The organism is Chloroflexota bacterium (assembly GCA_026713825.1).
In the GTDB taxonomy this organism is placed as follows: domain Bacteria; phylum Chloroflexota; class Dehalococcoidia; order Lucifugimonadales; family UBA1127; genus UBA1127.
The window spans coordinates 1-2,275 of the sequence record JAPONS010000063.1; the positions used below are offsets into that span (position 1 = coordinate 1).

Annotated in this window: 3 protein-coding genes; all 3 read right to left on the reverse strand. The window is 61.1% G+C overall.

The window, feature by feature from the left end; all coding sequences use genetic code 11:
* Positions 1–326 precede the first annotated feature (326 nt).
* Complete coding sequence (locus tag OXC99_07755) at positions 327–569, reverse strand: hypothetical protein (GenBank protein MCY4624879.1); 243 nt, start codon at positions 567–569, stop codon at positions 327–329.
* A gap of 64 nt (positions 570–633) precedes the next feature.
* Positions 634–1,203, reverse strand: a complete 570-nt coding sequence (locus OXC99_07760; GenBank protein MCY4624880.1) for a hypothetical protein — start codon at positions 1,201–1,203, stop codon at positions 634–636.
* A gap of 531 nt (positions 1,204–1,734) precedes the next feature.
* On the reverse strand, positions 1,735–2,275 hold a 541-nt coding region (locus tag OXC99_07765), incomplete at its 5' end, for a site-specific integrase (protein MCY4624881.1).

The following is a 2,275-nucleotide window of genomic DNA, read 5'->3' on the forward strand; positions in this document are numbered from 1 at the left end:
CGGAAGTTGTCCGCGCAGTACGAGACGGAACAGCAGCAGCACGGCGAGCAGGTCGAAGCCTTGCAGCAGCGTGTCGAGCAGCAGGCCGCGGAGAGCAGAACCTTGCGGCGGCAAATCGAGCAGCTCACCGAGCATGTGACAGGCTTGGACGCGGACTACAGGGCGATCGCCGCGACGTTGCGCGAGTGGTCGAGCTGATGCACCGCCACGCACAGCAGCGCGCGTGGGAGTGGGACTCTGGCCTGAGCCGATAGAACCCTATCACTAGGCACTCTGCCCGGGACGCTAGGCAACCACTATCTAGTCTAGGGAGCTACTGCGTTGCCTTAGTCGTCCGTGGGGCTTCTTGGCGGGCGGCTCTTGGCTTCAACCCAGCGGAGGTTGAACAGCCACACAGTTGCCACGGCATAGCCAGCGAGCGCTAGTTTGTGTCCAAAGGAGTTGATGGCCAGATGGACACCCTCCAGGTTGGTGTAGGCCACCGAATGGAGCCACTGAACGAAGATGAGCACGCCGCACCACCAAATTGCCTTGGTGCTCAGTTGCCCAAGAAACTCTGGCTTGATCAACCAAGACAAGGTTGCAACGGTGATGCCAAGTAGAATGTAGATCTGTGTTGGCGCGAGCCCTGGGTCAACCGGCGGGTGCATATTTCTCGAAATCGTTGAAGTAGCGCTGGAGCGCCAACGGGCGTTGGCCAGCGTGACGAGACAGAGCATTCGTACAGTCAATGATCCTACGGTTTCGCGCAGCATTCCCAAACTGGTGGCACGACACGTAAGCCTTCTTCCCGTCGATGATCTTGTAGTGAATCCGGCTAGGGTTCTCACGGCGCTCACGGATGCGAACGTTCTTCTCCTCAGCCAGCTCTGTCTCGAACCGCGTGACTCCTGTCCGCTTGTTCAACACACATTCAACTCGGAACGCTGGCCGCTCGCGGAGCTTATCCTTGATCGCTCGAACCACTTCCTGGCTCATGTAGAGCGAGCCATCGTTGGTATCCCCATCGTCGTACATCACGACCTCGGCTTCTGCCTCGGTCAGAAGAGCAAGGAAGGCTTTCTCTGCTTCCTCATTGTCGTTTGTGGGCAGATCGATCACCTGAGTTCGGGAGACCTCAACCGCATCTCGCAGCCAAGGTATGCAGATGCACGCTACAGCTACCGCCAGCAGGAAATCAAACGCCAAGGGGAGCATGTTCACCGGTCTCTCTCCTTTCCCCTTTCCTCTCCACGCTGCGTAACGCGAAGGCTCGTAATGTTAGTGCTAGGTTTACCCTGGGTCAACAAGATAAGGGGTAACCCCACGAAAACCGGACGATTTCGTGCAAAAGTGGCAAGGAAGGCCACCGGAAGGCGTCGTCGCGATGGTTAAGCCCACAACCAAGCGCCCAGCATCAACTCCTACGTGTAATTTTCGATTCTGCGCTGCGTGATGTCAAGAATTTGCCAACCTCCCTCACGGCCAGCGACCGCTCAAGCGCTAGTCCGCTCCTGCTGATGACCCGGCCGGTCGGATCGAGTTTTCGACTCGATCCGGACCCAGCCCTTGGAGGCCAACTCGACGAAACTTGGGAGTGGCATGTCTAGAAAATCGCCTTTCCGCGACAGGTTTGCCGGCGGCTTCTAGTACAGCGACCGCGTGGCCTTGTAGACCAAGCGGCCACGGGGGGACGCTCAGAATCGGTCGTCGGAACTGCTCTACTGACACGGTCGACGCGGTGACTCAGGAATTTCACGAGAGGTAGGCCGCCCACTCGTCCATGAGCCGCCGGCGCCGCTCGAACAGATCCGACCGAGCGTAGGCCGCTTCGGTCTGGTTGCCGACGGCGTGCGCAAGCGCCGCCTCGACGACCTCCCGCGGGTGGTCGGTCTCTTCGGCCGCCCAGTCCCGGAAGCTGGAGCGGAACCCATGCGGCACGGCATCGACCTTCAGATTGCTGAGCATCCGCGGCATTCGCGTGATGCTGATCGGCTTGCCGCCCTGGCTGGGAAACACCAGCGGGCCGCGGCCGTCGCCCAGCTCGCGCGCCGCCTTGAGAATCTCCATCGCCCGGCCGGAGAGTGGCACCTGGTGCTCGCGCTTCGACTTCATGCGCCCGGCGGGAATGGTCCAACCCCTGGCCGGCAGATTGATCTCGTCCCACTGCGCTCCGCGCACTTCCCCTGACCGCGCGGCCGTGAGCACCAGAAACTCGAACGCCAGCTTGACGGCGGGCTGCGCGGACCCCGCCCGGACCGTATCGATGGCTGCGGCCACGACCGGTGGGGCAACG